Genomic DNA, 15,171 nt, shown 5'->3' on the forward strand with positions numbered 1-15,171 from the left:
CATCTGCCCGATCGCAAATTCTTGCTCAATCCGAAACCGATTAACGCTTTCCATTGCCGTTAAAGCCAACTTTCCCAAAGCTTGTTTAATCTGTTTTTTTTCCGTCTCTTTTAATACTTGCTGATGCTTCTTCTGGAATTCCTCTTGTTTCCACTCAAAAAAATAAGTAGTAAACTGCTTGTAAAGTGCCGCCTTGGTTTCCGGAAAATACGGTTCGGGTACGCACCAAGACTGACACAACATCGACAAACGCAGGGGATTGCGTACCATTCTCCTAATGTTATCTTTCCCCGGTTCTTTTAACTGTTGCTGTAAGCGTTTTCCCTGGGAATGCCAAAAACTTTCCTTGCCAGAATTGCGCCGTTTCTCATCCTGACTCGCTTGCTCAAACCACTGGCGAATAAACTCATCGACATCATTGGCTTCAAATTCCAAAGTTTTATAAGTATCAAAATCCGTCAGGGTATTGCTAATCGCCGCATCCCAAACATTCAAACGGCAAGATAGCACCACTCGCGCTTTACCCACCCAGTCTGTCAGTTGTTCCCGAATTTTCGCCAACGCCTGCACGGGGGATTCCGCCGCCATTTCATCCACCCCATCCAACAGCAACCACACCTTACCTTGACGGAACAGTTGTTTGAAAGCTTCTATAATTTCTGGAGTAACACTTTTGGGAACAGGATTTATATGTTCCACCGCTTTTTCCAGCCAATTATTGACTAAATAATCTTTTATTGTGCTTCCCTGTAAATCTGCCAGTCGAATACAAATCGGAAAATCTGGGGAATTTTTCGGCAAATGTTCCGCCAGTTTTCCTAACAGCGTGGTTTTCCCCGCACCCGGTTCGCCAATAATCGCGATCTGCTTGCGTTTTTCGGTGCGATTTTCGGCAATAACTTTCAGGAAAAAAGCATCATCTTTATAAGTTTGGACGATTTGCAGTTCTGGTTCTTTCTGCGGTTGTGACTCTTCTCCTGTGGGGTTTGGTCTGGGGTTTGGTGTTTTGGGACGTTCCATTAATCCCAAGGGAACGTAAATATTTAATTCATATTGTTGTGTTGTTGCTTGGCGGCGGAGTTGTTGAGTTTCTAAAACTTTGCCGCAGATATCATGCCAGTCAATATTTTTATCGGGTATCGGTGATGATTCGGGTACATTTGAAGCTGTTTTTTCCTGCCATTTCTGCTTAACTACAGCCAGATTCCGATCCCTTGATGCCGTTTGGTGTTGCAGCGTCAGCGTGAATTTCCAATAGCCTTGAGTTTTTTTATTGTTGGGATCTTCCTTCAACACTTCCAAATCTCTCAAGCGGTCAATGACTGTTTGAATTGCATTCAATTCCTTGTCTTGCTGGCTTCCTTGCCCCTTGCTAAGTTCTAAGCGTTTGCCAGTTTTCTCGATCAGTGCAACTAAATGTTCCTTCCGCGTGCCAACATCAACAATTCGATTCCCTGTTTTCTGCCTTTCTTTTCCTGTCACGCGCAACTGGTTAGCAGAAACCCACTCAACCTGAACAGCGGTTTTGAGTGCGTCGTCTAACTCCAGTGATTCATCTGCATGAGAGAGTAAAGCTTCTACTAAGTTTAAGCTATTTTTCTGCTCTGTTTCTCCCCAACCACTATTTCTTGGCATACTGCAACGATAAAGAAAACCTAAACAGGACTTACCCACTAAGACCAAAGAAACCGGGTTTTTTACCTAATCTGCGGACTACAGCAGAGGGTTTTCGTAAAAAAACCCGGTTTCTGGCCACCCGTGCGTAAGTCGTACTAAAAAATTTTTGAGTTGCCCAAACCAGCTTGCACCCCCAAGCTGCTAATCCTCATTCTACAAGCATTCTGAGGTTTGCGTGGGGAAGTTGTTTGGGGAAAAACCCAAAAAAACAATTGACCTTGTAAACCAAAAACAAGGTGAGTTCAATGTCTATCCAGAAGAATCAACCACAAACAGCTACTCAAAAGTTTGTGGGGCGAGTCATCGCAAGTGCATTTATCCTGCAAGCAGTCATCATTGGTGTGAAGGGCAATCTCGATGTAGTATCTGGAAAACCCGCCCTGGATGTGATTCAGGGAATGATATTTCAGGGGATTGAGTTAATCGTCAAAGCTAATCGCAGCCGAAAGAGTGTTGATAAGATCGATCGCCCTGCTCAACCTCACATCACCCCAAATTCCGACGATTGATCTCGCTGGTGCAAAATCATCGCCCAACCAACATCAAAAAGGGGAAATTGAGCTTAATTCAACTTCCCCTTCTTAACAAACGCTTTGTTTTCTGAATCTATTTCCTAACAGGCCATTTGCTGCCACTCAATTTCTAGCAAGCGCAGCAATCTTCGATCGCCATTGGCTGCGGCTACTTGTTTCCGTCGATCGAGAATATTGCAAATATGCGCCCGGTGAACTTGCGCCACATCCGCAGCAGTTGGGGAAGTTTCCACCGCCGAGTCAGGTGCGCTAGCTGCTGCGACATCCTGCTGGGCTTGAAAATCTCGCTTTGTCGTAGAGTTTACGCCCCCATATTTTTTGGGGACGGGAATGTGTCTCGGATACCGATAGCTCCAGTTTTGACCCCTATATTTGCCCGCCACTTCGCCTTCGATCATCTCGACTGTCGGAATGTCGTACTCGTAGTTTGCACCGCGATAAGTCAGTTGCATATTTTTCAATCCTTATACAGATATAAAAAGGGAAATTTGGTCTGATGTACTTTTGTTCGCTAAAACTTTTTAAGTTTCTGTATTCAATTATACTATTTATCAAACAAATGAGCTACTATTTACAAAAATTAATATTTTGAGGGTGAGAAGGCAGGAAAAAACCCGCCGCAGCGGGTTTAATCGAGCTTTGACTAATTCGATCGTACTCCGATCGCAACCGATCGAGATCCGAGGAATTACCCGACTGTCACTTCATCGGTTTGGACACCTGTAGCGCCCTCTTCAGCAGAGGCGATCGCCACCAACTTGTCGAGAACTTCCTGACTGGGAACTTGACCTTTGAGAACAACCGTGCCGCTGAGTTGAGCAACCCAAACAGTCTCAATATCAGCAACCTCTGAATCGCCGTCAAAAGCCAAAGCCACCCGCTTCGCCAGGCCACTTTCGTCAAAATTTCCGTCTGGGCCGACTTTAGCAGGAGCTATAGATTGTGTTTCGGCTGCTTGCTGTACTACTTCTGCCATCGGTTGAGCCTGCTCTTCAGGCTTTTCGAGTCCAAACAGTCTTTTAAACCAACCCATAGTAGTTTAGTCTCCAGAAAATACACTTTTTCCAAGATAGCTCTAGAATTCCCAAAGACTCGTAATTGTTGCAAAACTCAGCGAAAGTTCTCAAAATGTTGTTACGCAAGACTTGTAAAATCTGAAATCTCTACAGGTATCCCGATGTTGATGTTGCTCTTTTATGTAGGGGACGATCGCTACGCCTTAGATAGCAGGCGCGTAGTCGAAGTAGTTCCGACTGTCACCTTGAAAAAACTTCACAGCGCGCCGGAATACATTTCCGGTTTGTTTAACTACCGGGGACATCTCGTCCCAGTCATCGATTTATGCCAAATGCTACAGGGGACGGCGGCCCGCCCTTACTTGAGTACCCGCATTGTCTTAGTGAATTGCCAGTTTCCCGATACTTCTGACGGGAACGGCGGCAGTTTGCCAGGCCCGGTAATTTTAGGACTGATGGCCGAAAGGGTGACAGAAACTCTGGACAAACCGGAAACTGAATTCGTTAGTCCCGGGATTAAGATTGACAACACTCCTTATTTAGGAGAAATGATTGCAGACGATCGCGGTATGATTCAATTTGTCAGGGTAGAACATCTGCTGCCGGAATCCCAAAAAACTTATTTGCTTCCCCAACAGGAAGGCTGAGATATAGTCATTGGTCATTGGTCATTGGTCATTGGTTATTGGTTATTGGTTATTGGTTATTAGTTATTGGTAATTGGTAATTGGTAATTGGTAATTGGTAATTGGTAATGGTGAGTAAGTCGGAAAGTTGATAACTACGATATTAACGCATTAGGGAAAGGTAACTGTCAACTGTCAACTGTCAACTGTCAACTGTCAACTGTCAACTGCTTTCGTAGTCAACTGTCACAGGTCAACTGTCAACTAAATGAACGCAAATCTACGAGCTAAAATCAATGACACAAGCAGCAATTGAAGCTCTACTCAGACAAAAAATTGGTTTAGATGCCATGACTGTTGGTTCTAATACAATTACTAGAGCAGTCAACCGTCGGATGGCAGATTGCGGTTTGACGGATCTAAATATTTACTTGACAAAATTGCAAACATCTCCTCCTGAATTGGAAGAATTAATCGAAACTGTCGTGATACCGGAAACTTGGTTTTTTCGCGATCGCGAACCTTTTGTTTTTTTGAGCCGGTACGCGATTTCGGAATGGTTGCCGCAAAATGCCGGCCGAGCCTTGCGCGTGTTGAGCCTTCCTTGTTCGACGGGGGAGGAACCTTACTCGATCGCGATCGCCCTACTCGAAGCTGGTTTAAACCCGATCAACTTCAGCATTGATGCGGCAGATATCAGCAAAGTTGCTCTCAAAAAAGCGGCTCGCGGAGTTTACGGCAAAAACTCTTTCCGATCCAAAAACTTGGATTTTCGCGATCGCTATTTTACTGGGCTGGCGGGAGACCTCTATCAGTTGAACGAGTCGGTGAGAAGAAAAGTTAATTTTATTCACGGGAACATTCTAGACAGCTATTTTTTGTTTGGTCAACTTCCTTACGATGCAATTTTTTGCCGCAATGTGTTAATTTACTTCGATCAACCAGGCCGAACTCAGACTGTGGAACTTTTAAATCGATTGTTAAAACCAGCAGGAATATTGTTTTTAGGTCACTCAGAAAGCGGGCAAAAACTGCCTCCTAAATTTGTCTCAGTGCGTCATTCCCTAGCCTTTGCTTACCGCAAAACAGATATTCCAGACAGCCCGCAAGTTCAGGTCAAAAAAGAACAGACTAATATCAGTTATTCGCGGATGGTTCGGGAGTTTAAACACGTGGAAAATACGCAAAATATTCGCAGCGATAAGTTACCAAGTATTCACAGTAAATCCTCTACTTCCGATCGAAAATATCCGATAGAGGGTAAGAATTCGGGGATTTTGCCAGTTCGGGCGATCGCCCCAAAAGCAGACTCAGGTAAATCTACCAGTCCTGATTTAGACGCAGCGCGCCATTTGGCAGATCGCGGACAATTGCAGGAAGCGGCCAAACTGTGCGAAACTTACCTCAGTCAAAATCGCACGAATGCTGACGCTTACGTTTTATTGGGGCAAATTTACCAAGCAACGGGCGATCGCCAACAAGCCGAGCAATCTTTCCAAAAAGCAACTTACCTGAAGCCGGATCACTATGAAGGACTAATTCATTTAGCTTTGCTCAAAGAAGAGCGAGGAGATCGTGTCGGTGCTGCGATCGTCCGCCAGCGCATTCAGCGAATGGAAAAATAGCCTGAGAAGTAATAACTGAGAACCTAAGCATGAACAACATTTTTAAGCATATGACTTTGCAAAGACGCATGATGGCTGCGTTTGTGTTCATGGGGGCGATCGTGCTTGTTATCGCTTTAGTCGGCGCCAGCGGTAATTTTAGGCTATCGGCACACCTGGAGTCCCTCGCTAACAATGCTTATCCGAGTACCGTGGCTTTGTGGAAAATCAACGAAGCACAAACACAGGTGCAGTCTTCCGATCGAATGCTACTCAACGAAGCAATAAATGTTGACCAAAGACGCCGAGAAATTGCCAGAATAAATAAAGCTTGGAATCAAATAAATCAAGGTTTTAAAGATTATGAAAAAATTCCGCGCGACGACAAAGAAGATAAATTGTATCAAGAATTTAAACCGCTGTGGCAAAGGTGGACAGATGCTCACAAACAATTTCAACAACTAAATACAGAATATGAAAAAGTGGGGATTATTAACCCCAGACAAATCCAAATTAATTTGCTACAGAATGGCAAAACTAAATCACCTGAACTAGCAACTGCTAGAGCAGCAGTTGAGGTGCTTAACAAAATGAACGAACAAGCTTTGAATGTGAAAGTAACTACATTTCAAGCTGCGACTGAGGGAATGCTGGAACTCCTCAACTACAATCGCCAATTAGCAGCAGATTCGGCAAAATCAGCCGCAGAGGATATCACTCAAACTCGGTTCTGGGTGCTTTTAGGCACGCTGCTGGGCCCTTTAACTGCTGTACTGTTTGGACTCTACTTTAGCAATACGATCGCCAAACCGTTAGGAGCTAAAATTGCCGGAGTTGTGGATGTAGCAGAGAAAATGTCGATCGGCGATTTGACTTCAGAAGTTCATGTCAGCGAAACCAAAGACGAAATCAGCAAATTGCAGAACTCCTTCCGCAGCATGAATCTGGGTTTGGCGACATTAATCAAGCAAGTGCAAACATCTGTAATTCAAATCACATCCTCAGCCACCCAAATAGCCGCTTCTGGCAGACAATTAGAAGCCACAGTCAACGAACAAGCAGCATCCACAAACGAAGTTGTAGCTACTGCCAAAGAAATTGCAGCCACCAGCGGTAAACTCGTAAAAACCATGGATGAAGTTTCCCATATGGCAGAGTCAACTGCCCGCGAAGCTGGTAGCGGACAAAAAGAGTTAGTTCGCATGGAAACAACCATGAAACTGTTGGGAAATGCTACCAACTCTATCTCTAGCAAACTTGGAATTATTAGCGAAAAAGCTAACAATATCAACAGCATAGTTACTACAATCACCAAAGTAGCAGACCAAACTAATTTACTTTCCTTAAATGCAGCGATTGAAGCCGAAAAAGCTGGAGAATACGGCATGGGTTTTGCCGTCGTCGCCAGAGAAATTCGCCGCCTCGCTGACCAAACAGCCGTTGCAACTTTAGATATTGAAAGCATGGTAAAAGAGATGCAGTCAGCCGTTTCTACTGGTGTGATGGAAATGGATAAATTCTCCCATGCAGTAAGCCGCGGGATGGAAGATATTCACAACATCGGCGTGCAATTAGCCCAGATTATTGAGCAGGTACAATCTCTCACTCCCCGCTTTGATTCGGTAAATCGAGGCATGGAAGCTCAATCTGAAGGAGCTCAACAAATTAGTGAAACGATGGCGCAGTTGGCCGAAACTTCCCTACAAACTGCCGATGCTTTGCGCGAAATTAATAGTTCAATAGCGCAGTTAAACGAATCAGCCCAGGGAATGCGGCACGAAATTTCGCGATTCAAAGTCAGTTGATAGTTACTCCTACCCCAACATTCGTCAGTATCGAACAATGTCAAATCTCAAATGGTATCATATCATGTCTGGTCAATTACCCGTCAGAAAAAATTTTTATAGTAAGGACTTCAGTTCTCATATTTTGAATAAAACTTGTATTCCTGATTGCCAACCAATTTTATATGTGTCATTTGACAGACATGATATAAGTTATTGCTAGCCAAGGAGATGTAAATTAAGTGCCTAAAAAATTAACTATTAAACAAATTTTGTGGCTGGGATTTAGCACAATTATTATGTTAATAATTGTAGCTAATCTGGTAGCACAGCATACAAAAGCTACTTTAGTTAAGTCTTTAGATAACGTTACTTTAAGCTATAAACTGTTGCAAGAATTGGCACAGTTGGATATGCTGTTGCTAGAAGCTGAGAGTGGTCAGCGCGGTTATCTGTACACGGGAAAAGAGAATTTTTTAGACCCATATAATGAAGCAAATGCCAGCATTAACGTGCAACTAGCAGAGTTGAGAGATAAAATTAGAAACCCAAAACAACAAGAAAAATTCGGCGAACTGCAAACGCTGATTAAAGAAAGAATAGATTATTTAGAAACAACTATTCAAAGGCGGAAATCTGGTCGAGAACAGGAGGTAAAAACCATAGTAAGCGCTGGGACGGGACTAAAAATTATGGCAAAGCTGAGGGGAAAAATTACAGAAATTAAGGAAACCGAAAATGAATTATTGGATGATAGGAAAAAATTAGCCCGGGAAGCTGAGATATTTTCAAATTATTTTGCAGCAAGCAGCACTTTGATTATTGTGGGAGTTAGTGGACTAATTTATTGGATGATTATTCGGAACATTTCCCAATCTTTGGGAATAGCAGTAAAAGTCGCAGAAGAGGTATCTGCTGGAAATTTAACGGCTAATATTTCAGCAAGTTATCAGGGAGAAATTGGTAAATTGCTCGCCGGATTTAAAAGCATGACTCAAAGTCTAAATTCATTGCTGTGGCAAGTGCAGAATTCCGGAATTCAAGTCACAAATTCTTCTCATGAAATCGCCGGCTCTGGCAAAGAATTAGAAGCGAATGTCACCGAACAATTAGCTTCGATTATAGAGGTGAAAGCTACTACAAAAAAAATTGCTGCTACTTCTCGGCAATTAAAGCAAGCAATGGAGGGAATTACTTCTACATTCCAAACTACAACCATCGCGGCAGAGGGCGGGCGGCGGAATTTGAGCCAGATGGAAAATACTATGCGGGATTTAGCAACTGCTACGATTTCTATTTCTAGCCAACTAACTAATATTAGTGATAAAGCCAACAATATTAACCAAATTATTATTACGATAACTAAAGTTGCAGATCAAACTAATTTACTGTCTTTGAATGCTGCGATAGAAGCGGAAAAAGCGGGAAAATATGGTATGGGTTTTGCTGTAGTTGCCCGAGAAATTCGGCGCCTCGCCGAGCAAACTGCTGTTGCTACTTTGGATATTGAAAAAATGGTCAAAGAAATGCAGGCAGCAGTTTCGACTGGGGTGACGGAAATGAATAAGTTTACTGAAGAAGTAAATGATAGCGTTGAGGATATGGAAAGTGTGAGCTGGCAACTAACTGAAATTATCGAGCAGGTGCAAGCTATCACTCCGCGTTTTTCAGTGGTAAATCAGGGTATGGAGGCTCAATCTGAAGGCGCTCAGCAAATTAGCGAGGTGATGGTCGATCTGAGTCAATCGGCGGATCGAACGGCCGGCGCATTGCGCGAAATTAACGGTGCTATCTCTCAATTAAATGAGGCATCCCAAGATTTGCGTCAAGAAATTTCTCGGTTTAAGGTAACCAGTAAGGAATCAAAAAATGTTTAAAAATATCAGTTTCAAACAGCGGCTGAATGCAGCATTTATATTTCTAGCGGTGATTGTTTTAGCTGTGGCTTTGATCGGTTGGAGCGGCAATTCTCGGCTCGGCGGACATATTGATACGCTAGCTAATAATTCCCTGCCGAGCATTAGCGGATTGTGGAAAGTTAATGAAGGGCAAACGCAAATTGAGTCGTCGGAACGGGCTTTGCTGGCTCTGGATCTCAGCGCCGATGAAAGAAAAGTTGAATTGACGAGAATTCAGAAAGCTTGGGAGCAGATTAATGAGGGCTTTAAAGAATACGAATCTACTCCCCGGAGTGCGGAGGAAGATAAGGTGTATAAAGAATTGCAGACAAAATGGGATATTTGGAAGAAGAATCACGAAATCTTTTTGGATTTAAATAAAAAATTTGAGAGTTTGGGAATTCTCAACCCGTTTAAAAGGCAGATCGAACTGACAAATCAAGGCAACACCAAGTCGCCGGATCTTGAGGTGGCCAGAAGGGCGGGCGCATTTTACAATCAATTGAGCGATCGGGCAAAAGCGAACCGCGCGTCGTTTCAAGCAGCTACTAACTTAATCTTGGAGGATCTAAAAATTAATGAAACTACCGCACAACTAGCTAAACAGCAGTCAAAAAACGATGTTACTCAAACTACCTTCTGGGTAATTTTGGGGATGATTCTCGGGCCGCTAACGGCAGGACTGTTTGGACTGTTCCTCACGGGCGCGGTTTCCCAAACTCTGGAAAATCAAATAGATATGTCCGGGATCAGAATTAGCGGTTCTACTAACCAAATTGCTGCTTCTGGCAAGGAATTAGAAGCGACAATGAACGAACAAGTCGCCTCGACCAATCAAGTGGTAGCTACGGCTAGAGAAATTGCTGCTACTGCTATGCAACTGGCGAAGACAATGGATGAAGTTTCCCAGATGTCTCAACAAGCTGGTCAATCGGCTGGCGGCGGGAAACAAGAAATTGGTCGCATGGAATCAACGATGAATAAATTAGCTGATTCTACGAGTGCTATCTCTGGTAAGTTGGGAGTTATTAGCGAAAAGGCTAATAATATTAACAGTATTATCACGACGATTACGAAGGTGGCAGATCAAACTAATTTGCTTTCGCTGAATGCGGCTATTGAGGCGGAGAAAGCGGGAGAATATGGGTTGGGTTTTGCGGTGGTTGCTAGGGAAATTCGCAGATTGGCGGATCAAACTGCGGTGGCTACTTTGGATATTGAAAATATGGTTAAAGAAATGCAGTCTGCTGTGGGAGTTGGTGTGATGGAAATGGATAAGTTTACTAATGAGGTGCGCCGGGGGGTGGAAGATGTGCAAACTATTAGTTTGCAGTTGGAGTCGATCATCCAGCGGGTGGAGGCTTTAACTCCGCGTTTTGAGGAGGTGAATGAGGGGATGGATGCGCAGTCTCAGGGTGCTCAGCAAATTAGTGAGGCTATGGTGCAGTTGAGCGAGGCTTCTTCGCAAACTGCGTCGGCGCTGCGGGATATCAACGGCGCGATCGGGCAAGTTAATGATGCTACACTCGGTTTGCGTCACGAAATGCTAGCGTTTTTAAAGTAAATAAGGCTGATGCTCACTAACTCAGTTTCCGAGAAAAATCACAGGTTTGGGGAGGATAAATATTAAATCGATTTTTTTGTAAAATAGGAGCGAATATCAATAAAATCTAGCCTCTAAAATCTAAAATCTAAAATCTAAAATCAAATGGCTGATGATTGCTGGAATCGGATCGGAGTTGGGGGATCTCGCACTTGTCCCCAATTAAAAACATTTATTCACTGTCGCAACTGTCCTGTGTATTCTGACGCGGGCAGGAGTTTGCTGGAACAGGAGTTGCCGCCGGGATATCTGGAAGAGTGGACGAGTTTATTGCGATCGAGTCAAGGAGTAACTAACGCTGTCACGGCTGCGGGGACTATATCTGTAGGTATTTTTAGGCTGAGCGGGGAATGGTTGGCTTTACCGGCGGCACTTTTTAAAGAAGTGACGCAGATATCTTTTATCCACACTTTGCCGCACCGCAGCAATCATATACTTATCGGTTTGGTGAACATTCGCGGCGAAATCCAGTTGTGCATTTCGCTAAAAGCACTTTTGGGATTGGAAGCAGCAGATACCAGCCGACAAAATATTAGTCCTGTTGTTTACCAGAGGATGGTAGTTGTTGAGAGAGAAGGCAGCCGCTGGGTGTTTGAGGTAGATGAAATTTATGGCATTCACCGCATTCTGCCGGAGCAAATTAGAAATGTCCCGGCTACTATTTCTAAAGTCCCAGAAACTTATACTAAAGGGATTATAAGTTGGCAGGGGCAAAGTGTTTGTTATCTGGATGATGATTTGCTGTTTTATACGTTGAATAAGAAGATTATCTGATAAATTGGGCCTAGGGCATAGGCCAAACAGGTCATGGTGCAAACAGGTCATGGGGCATGGGGGGTGAAAATTGGTAAAGAGAATGATTAATTGTAGTATAAAAAATATAATTTATCGTTTACATGACTTAGGCGTAACTTATATACGTAGGGTGCGCACTGCGCACCTTACGTATATAAGTTAAATCAGATCAAATTCGCACTTCATCTCCCAGTCAACAGTCAACAGTTAATAATTACCTGACTGTGGAACCGGAATTCACATCACTTATTTAGGACTAATAAAAATGAGCAATCAAGATATGAGCAATTTCTCCATGATGGATTTATTTCGCATGGAGGCGGACACACAAGTAGCAATATTAAATGAGAACATTCTGTTATTAGAAAATAACCCAAATTCTCCTACCCAATTGGAATCTTTGATGCGGGCGGCTCATTCTCTTAAGGGCGCGGCGCGGATTGTGGGACTGGATGCTGCTGTGCGAGTAGCTCATGTGATGGAGGATTGCTTTGTGGCGGCGCAGGCTGGGTCGATCGCCCTAGACTCACCAGATAAGATTGATGTGATGCTGCGGGCGATCGACCTTTTGGCGCAAATCAGCCAGATTCCGGAAACTGAGATCGAAAATTGGCTTCCAGTTAATCGATCGCAAGTTGAAGCCTTAGAAACTGCCATTTCAGCAATTATCAACAACGAACAATTAGATTTTGGTAGCCCGTATCAAGCAGAATCAATAGAACCCGAGGCGATTTTTGAACTCGAAACTCCGCTAGAACCAGCAGCGCCAAGTTATCTGGCTTTTCCCGCAGAAATAACAGATAGCGCACAATTAAATTCAGATATTTCTCAACAAATATTGCCAGAGTTGGCGCCTGTCGAAACTCCCGAAACTCGGATGCTAAAAACAGATTTGTCGATGTTAGCTTTATTTTCAGGAGAAGTAGAAGTCCAATCAATTTTGTTAAAGCAAACTTTACTGTCGCTCAAAAATAACCCGAATGAATACTTAGACTTGGACTCCCTCGTCAAATCCGCTCATTTAATTAAGGGTGCTGGTAGAATTGTTCATTTTGCTGAGATTGTCAAGCTTGCTAGGGCGATAGAAAATACATTTGTGGAGCTTCAGAAGTACAGATATAGCTTGAATGAAAATCAAATTGACAGCCTGCTGGTCGGAGTAAATCTCCTAGTAAATATGCACGAGATTCCTGTACTGGATATCGAAAATTGGCTGACCGAACGAGAGGGAGAAATAGATCGGATTGTGGGCGCGATCGATCTGATTGCTGAAGCAGCTAAAACTCAGCAGCCACCAATGACCTCGGCAGTTTCCTCACAAAAATCTGCCCAGGTAACGACTTCTCCAACAATGCCCGTACTGCCGCCACCGCGATCTAAAAATCATCCTGCTGCACCTACGATAAATAGCGTTAAAAATTCACCAGATGGCGATGTACCAGCACTAAATGTAGAGCAACGCCCGAATGAAATTGCGAGCGGACAACCTTCAAGTTCAAATCTCAGAGAAAATGTTCAAAAGGCGAAAATGGCAGACCGCGTAGTGCGAGTCAATGCGGAAAACTTAAACCGGATTATGGGTTTGGCGGGCGAATCTTTAGTAGAAGCAAAATGGCTGCAACCGTTTGCTGATTCATTATTAAAACTGAGAGCGCACCAAGGACAACTGTATAATTTGTTGGAGAAATTGCAGGAATCTTTAAGTGATTCAGTTGTGGATCAGCGCTCGGAAGATTATCTGGGGAGTGCTCGTAAAAAAGCTAACGATTGCCGCCATATCTTGTCCGATCGCCTAAACGAACTAGAACTGTTTGCGCGCCGTTCTGCTAATTTGTCCGATCGCTTGTACCGAGAAGTGATTGCGAGCAATATGCGACCTTTTGCTGATGGCGTTTCAGCTTTTGGGCGAATGCTGAGAGATTTGGCGAGACAGTTGGGTAAGCAAGTAAAATTTGAAGTGCTTGGCAAATCTACTCAGGTCGATCGAGATATTTTAGAAAAGTTAGAAGCACCGCTAACGCATATTTTGCGCAACGCTATCGATCACGGGGTTGAAATGCCGGAGGCGCGTTTAGCTGCGGGGAAATCTGCCGAAGGTACGATCCGGCTGGAAGCTGCACACCGGGGCGGAATGCTGTCAATTACTGTCTCGGATGACGGTAAGGGAATAGAACCGGAAAAACTGCGCCAAAAAATTGTGACTAAAGGTATGGTAAGCGCGGAAATGGCGGCGAAATTGACTGAACCGGAATTGATGGATTTTCTATTTTTGCCAGGTTTTTCTACTGCTAGTCAAGTGACGGAAATTTCGGGCCGCGGTGTGGGTTTGGATATTGTGCAAAGTATGGTGCAGGAGGTTGGCGGCATTCTGCGGGCGACTTCTGTGCCGGGAAAAGGTATGAGTTTTCATTTGCAGTTGCCGCTAACTTTGTCGGTAATTCGGACGCTGTTGGTGGAAATTTCGGGGGAACCTTATGCTTTTCCGCTGACTCGGATCGATCGCATTGTGATGGTTGAGACTGCTGAGATTGCGATCGCCGAAAACCGACAGTATTTTAGTCTGGACAACCAAAACATTGGTTTGGTAACTGGTTATCAAGTGTTGGAGTTACCGCCACCGGCCGAGAAGTTGGATTTGTTGCCGGTGATCGTGATCAGCGATCGATCTAGCAGTTATGGTTTAGCTGTAGACAAGTTTCTAGGCGAGCGCGATTTAGTTGTCAGGCCTTTAGATCCGCGTTTGGGTAAGGTAGCGGATATCAGCGCTGCTGCTTTTATGGAAGACGGTGCGCCGGTGCTGATTATCGATGTTGAAGATTTGGTGCGATCGACTGATAAGCTGCTGACTGAAAGTCGGTTGCAGAAAGTTAGTCAAACTGCACAAACTGCTGAATCAAAAACTCGCAAGCGCGTTTTGGTCGTAGATGATTCGATTACTGTTAGAGAAGTAGAGCGAAAATTGTTAGAAAATCAAGGATATGAAGTTGAAATAGCTGTTAATGGGATGGACGGTTGGAATGCTCTGCGAACCGGGCATTTTGATTTGGTAATCAGCGATGTTGATATGCCGCGCATGACTGGTATTGAGCTGGTCAGTCAAATTAAAAATCATTCGGGTTTAAAGTCGATTCCGGTAATTATTGTTTCTTACAAAGACCGCGAGGAAGATAGAATTAGAGGCTTGGAGGTGGGAGCGGATTATTATTTAACTAAAAGCAGTTTTCACGACGATACGCTGTTAAATGCTGTGGTTGATTTAATCGGTGAGGCTTGAAAAAAAACTATGGGTAAGATTTTTATATTCAAAAAAAATTCCACCAAATGTGGTATAAAATAGTAATAGGGTGCGTCAGTGCGTGCAATGCGATCGCTACTTAAGCAACTGTTTGCTGCCCGAGTATCCAAAAAACTGATACCGTGTCACGTACAATCGTCGTAGATCGCTCCAAATTTTAGACCGTAGTTCAATCTTCCAGATTCATCTGTAGAGTAAATCTAAAATCTAAAATCTACTGATGCACTTTACCAGAAAGAATTGGTTGAAAGCCCCAACCCGGAGCGGGAAAAATTAAAATCAGACTATTAGACTTGAATTGCAAAAATCGGAAAACACCCTAAAATTATCTGCGTTTATC

Annotated in this window: 11 protein-coding genes; 8 read left to right on the top strand and 3 right to left on the bottom strand. The window is 43.7% G+C overall.

Annotated elements, in window-relative coordinates:
• Positions 1–1,635: NACHT domain-containing protein (locus QT974_RS17820; protein ID WP_333469770.1), on the bottom strand; the 1,635-nt coding region annotated here is incomplete at its 3' end.
• A 287-nt stretch (positions 1,636–1,922) separates the two neighbouring features.
• Between QT974_RS17820 and QT974_RS17825 the strand changes: the two genes are divergently transcribed.
• Complete coding sequence (locus QT974_RS17825; RefSeq protein ID WP_333469771.1) at positions 1,923–2,186, top strand: hypothetical protein; 264 nt, start codon at positions 1,923–1,925, stop codon at positions 2,184–2,186.
• A 104-nt stretch (positions 2,187–2,290) separates the two neighbouring features.
• Here QT974_RS17825 and QT974_RS17830 read toward each other — a convergent pair whose 3' ends face one another.
• Together QT974_RS17830 and QT974_RS17835 are read right to left on the bottom strand one after the other, a co-directional pair.
• Positions 2,291–2,662, bottom strand: coding sequence for a DUF4278 domain-containing protein (locus tag QT974_RS17830; protein ID WP_333469772.1), 372 nt, complete (start codon positions 2,660–2,662; stop codon positions 2,291–2,293).
• A 236-nt stretch (positions 2,663–2,898) separates the two neighbouring features.
• Positions 2,899–3,243 (bottom strand): BON domain-containing protein, encoded by a 345-nt coding sequence (locus QT974_RS17835; RefSeq protein ID WP_333469773.1) that lies wholly within the window; start codon positions 3,241–3,243, stop codon positions 2,899–2,901.
• Positions 3,244–3,387: 144 nt separating this feature from the next.
• On the opposite strand from QT974_RS17835, the gene QT974_RS17840 reads away from it, so the two are divergent.
• The 7 genes from QT974_RS17840 (at position 3,388) to QT974_RS17870 (ending at position 14,810) form a co-directional block, all read left to right on the top strand.
• A complete protein-coding gene (locus tag QT974_RS17840; protein WP_333469774.1) occupies positions 3,388–3,873 on the top strand; it encodes a chemotaxis protein CheW in 486 nt (161 codons plus the stop codon).
• Between the two features lie 275 nt (positions 3,874–4,148).
• Positions 4,149–5,477: a CheR family methyltransferase gene (locus QT974_RS17845; RefSeq protein WP_333469775.1), complete on the top strand. Its 1,329-nt coding sequence runs from the start codon at positions 4,149–4,151 to the stop codon at positions 5,475–5,477.
• 29 nt (positions 5,478–5,506) lie between these two features.
• A complete protein-coding gene (locus tag QT974_RS17850) occupies positions 5,507–7,261 on the top strand; it encodes a methyl-accepting chemotaxis protein (protein ID WP_333469776.1) in 1,755 nt (584 codons plus the stop codon).
• 221 nt (positions 7,262–7,482) lie between these two features.
• On the top strand, positions 7,483–9,117 hold the full coding sequence (locus tag QT974_RS17855) for a methyl-accepting chemotaxis protein (RefSeq protein WP_333469777.1): 1,635 nt from the start codon (positions 7,483–7,485) through the stop codon (positions 9,115–9,117).
• Positions 9,110–10,702 (top strand): HAMP domain-containing methyl-accepting chemotaxis protein, encoded by a 1,593-nt coding sequence (locus tag QT974_RS17860; RefSeq protein WP_333469778.1) that lies wholly within the window; start codon positions 9,110–9,112, stop codon positions 10,700–10,702. Before QT974_RS17855 ends, QT974_RS17860 begins: the two co-directional genes overlap by 8 nt.
• Before the next feature lie 144 nt (positions 10,703–10,846).
• Complete coding sequence (locus QT974_RS17865) at positions 10,847–11,515, top strand: chemotaxis protein CheW (protein WP_333469779.1); 669 nt, start codon at positions 10,847–10,849, stop codon at positions 11,513–11,515.
• A gap of 286 nt (positions 11,516–11,801) precedes the next feature.
• Positions 11,802–14,810 (top strand): hybrid sensor histidine kinase/response regulator, encoded by a 3,009-nt coding sequence (locus QT974_RS17870; RefSeq protein ID WP_333469780.1) that lies wholly within the window; start codon positions 11,802–11,804, stop codon positions 14,808–14,810.
• Positions 14,811–15,171 lie beyond the last annotated feature (361 nt).

Source organism: Microcoleus sp. BM001215392 (genome assembly GCF_036700185.1).
Taxonomy (GTDB): domain Bacteria; phylum Cyanobacteriota; class Cyanobacteriia; order Cyanobacteriales; family Microcoleaceae; genus Microcoleus.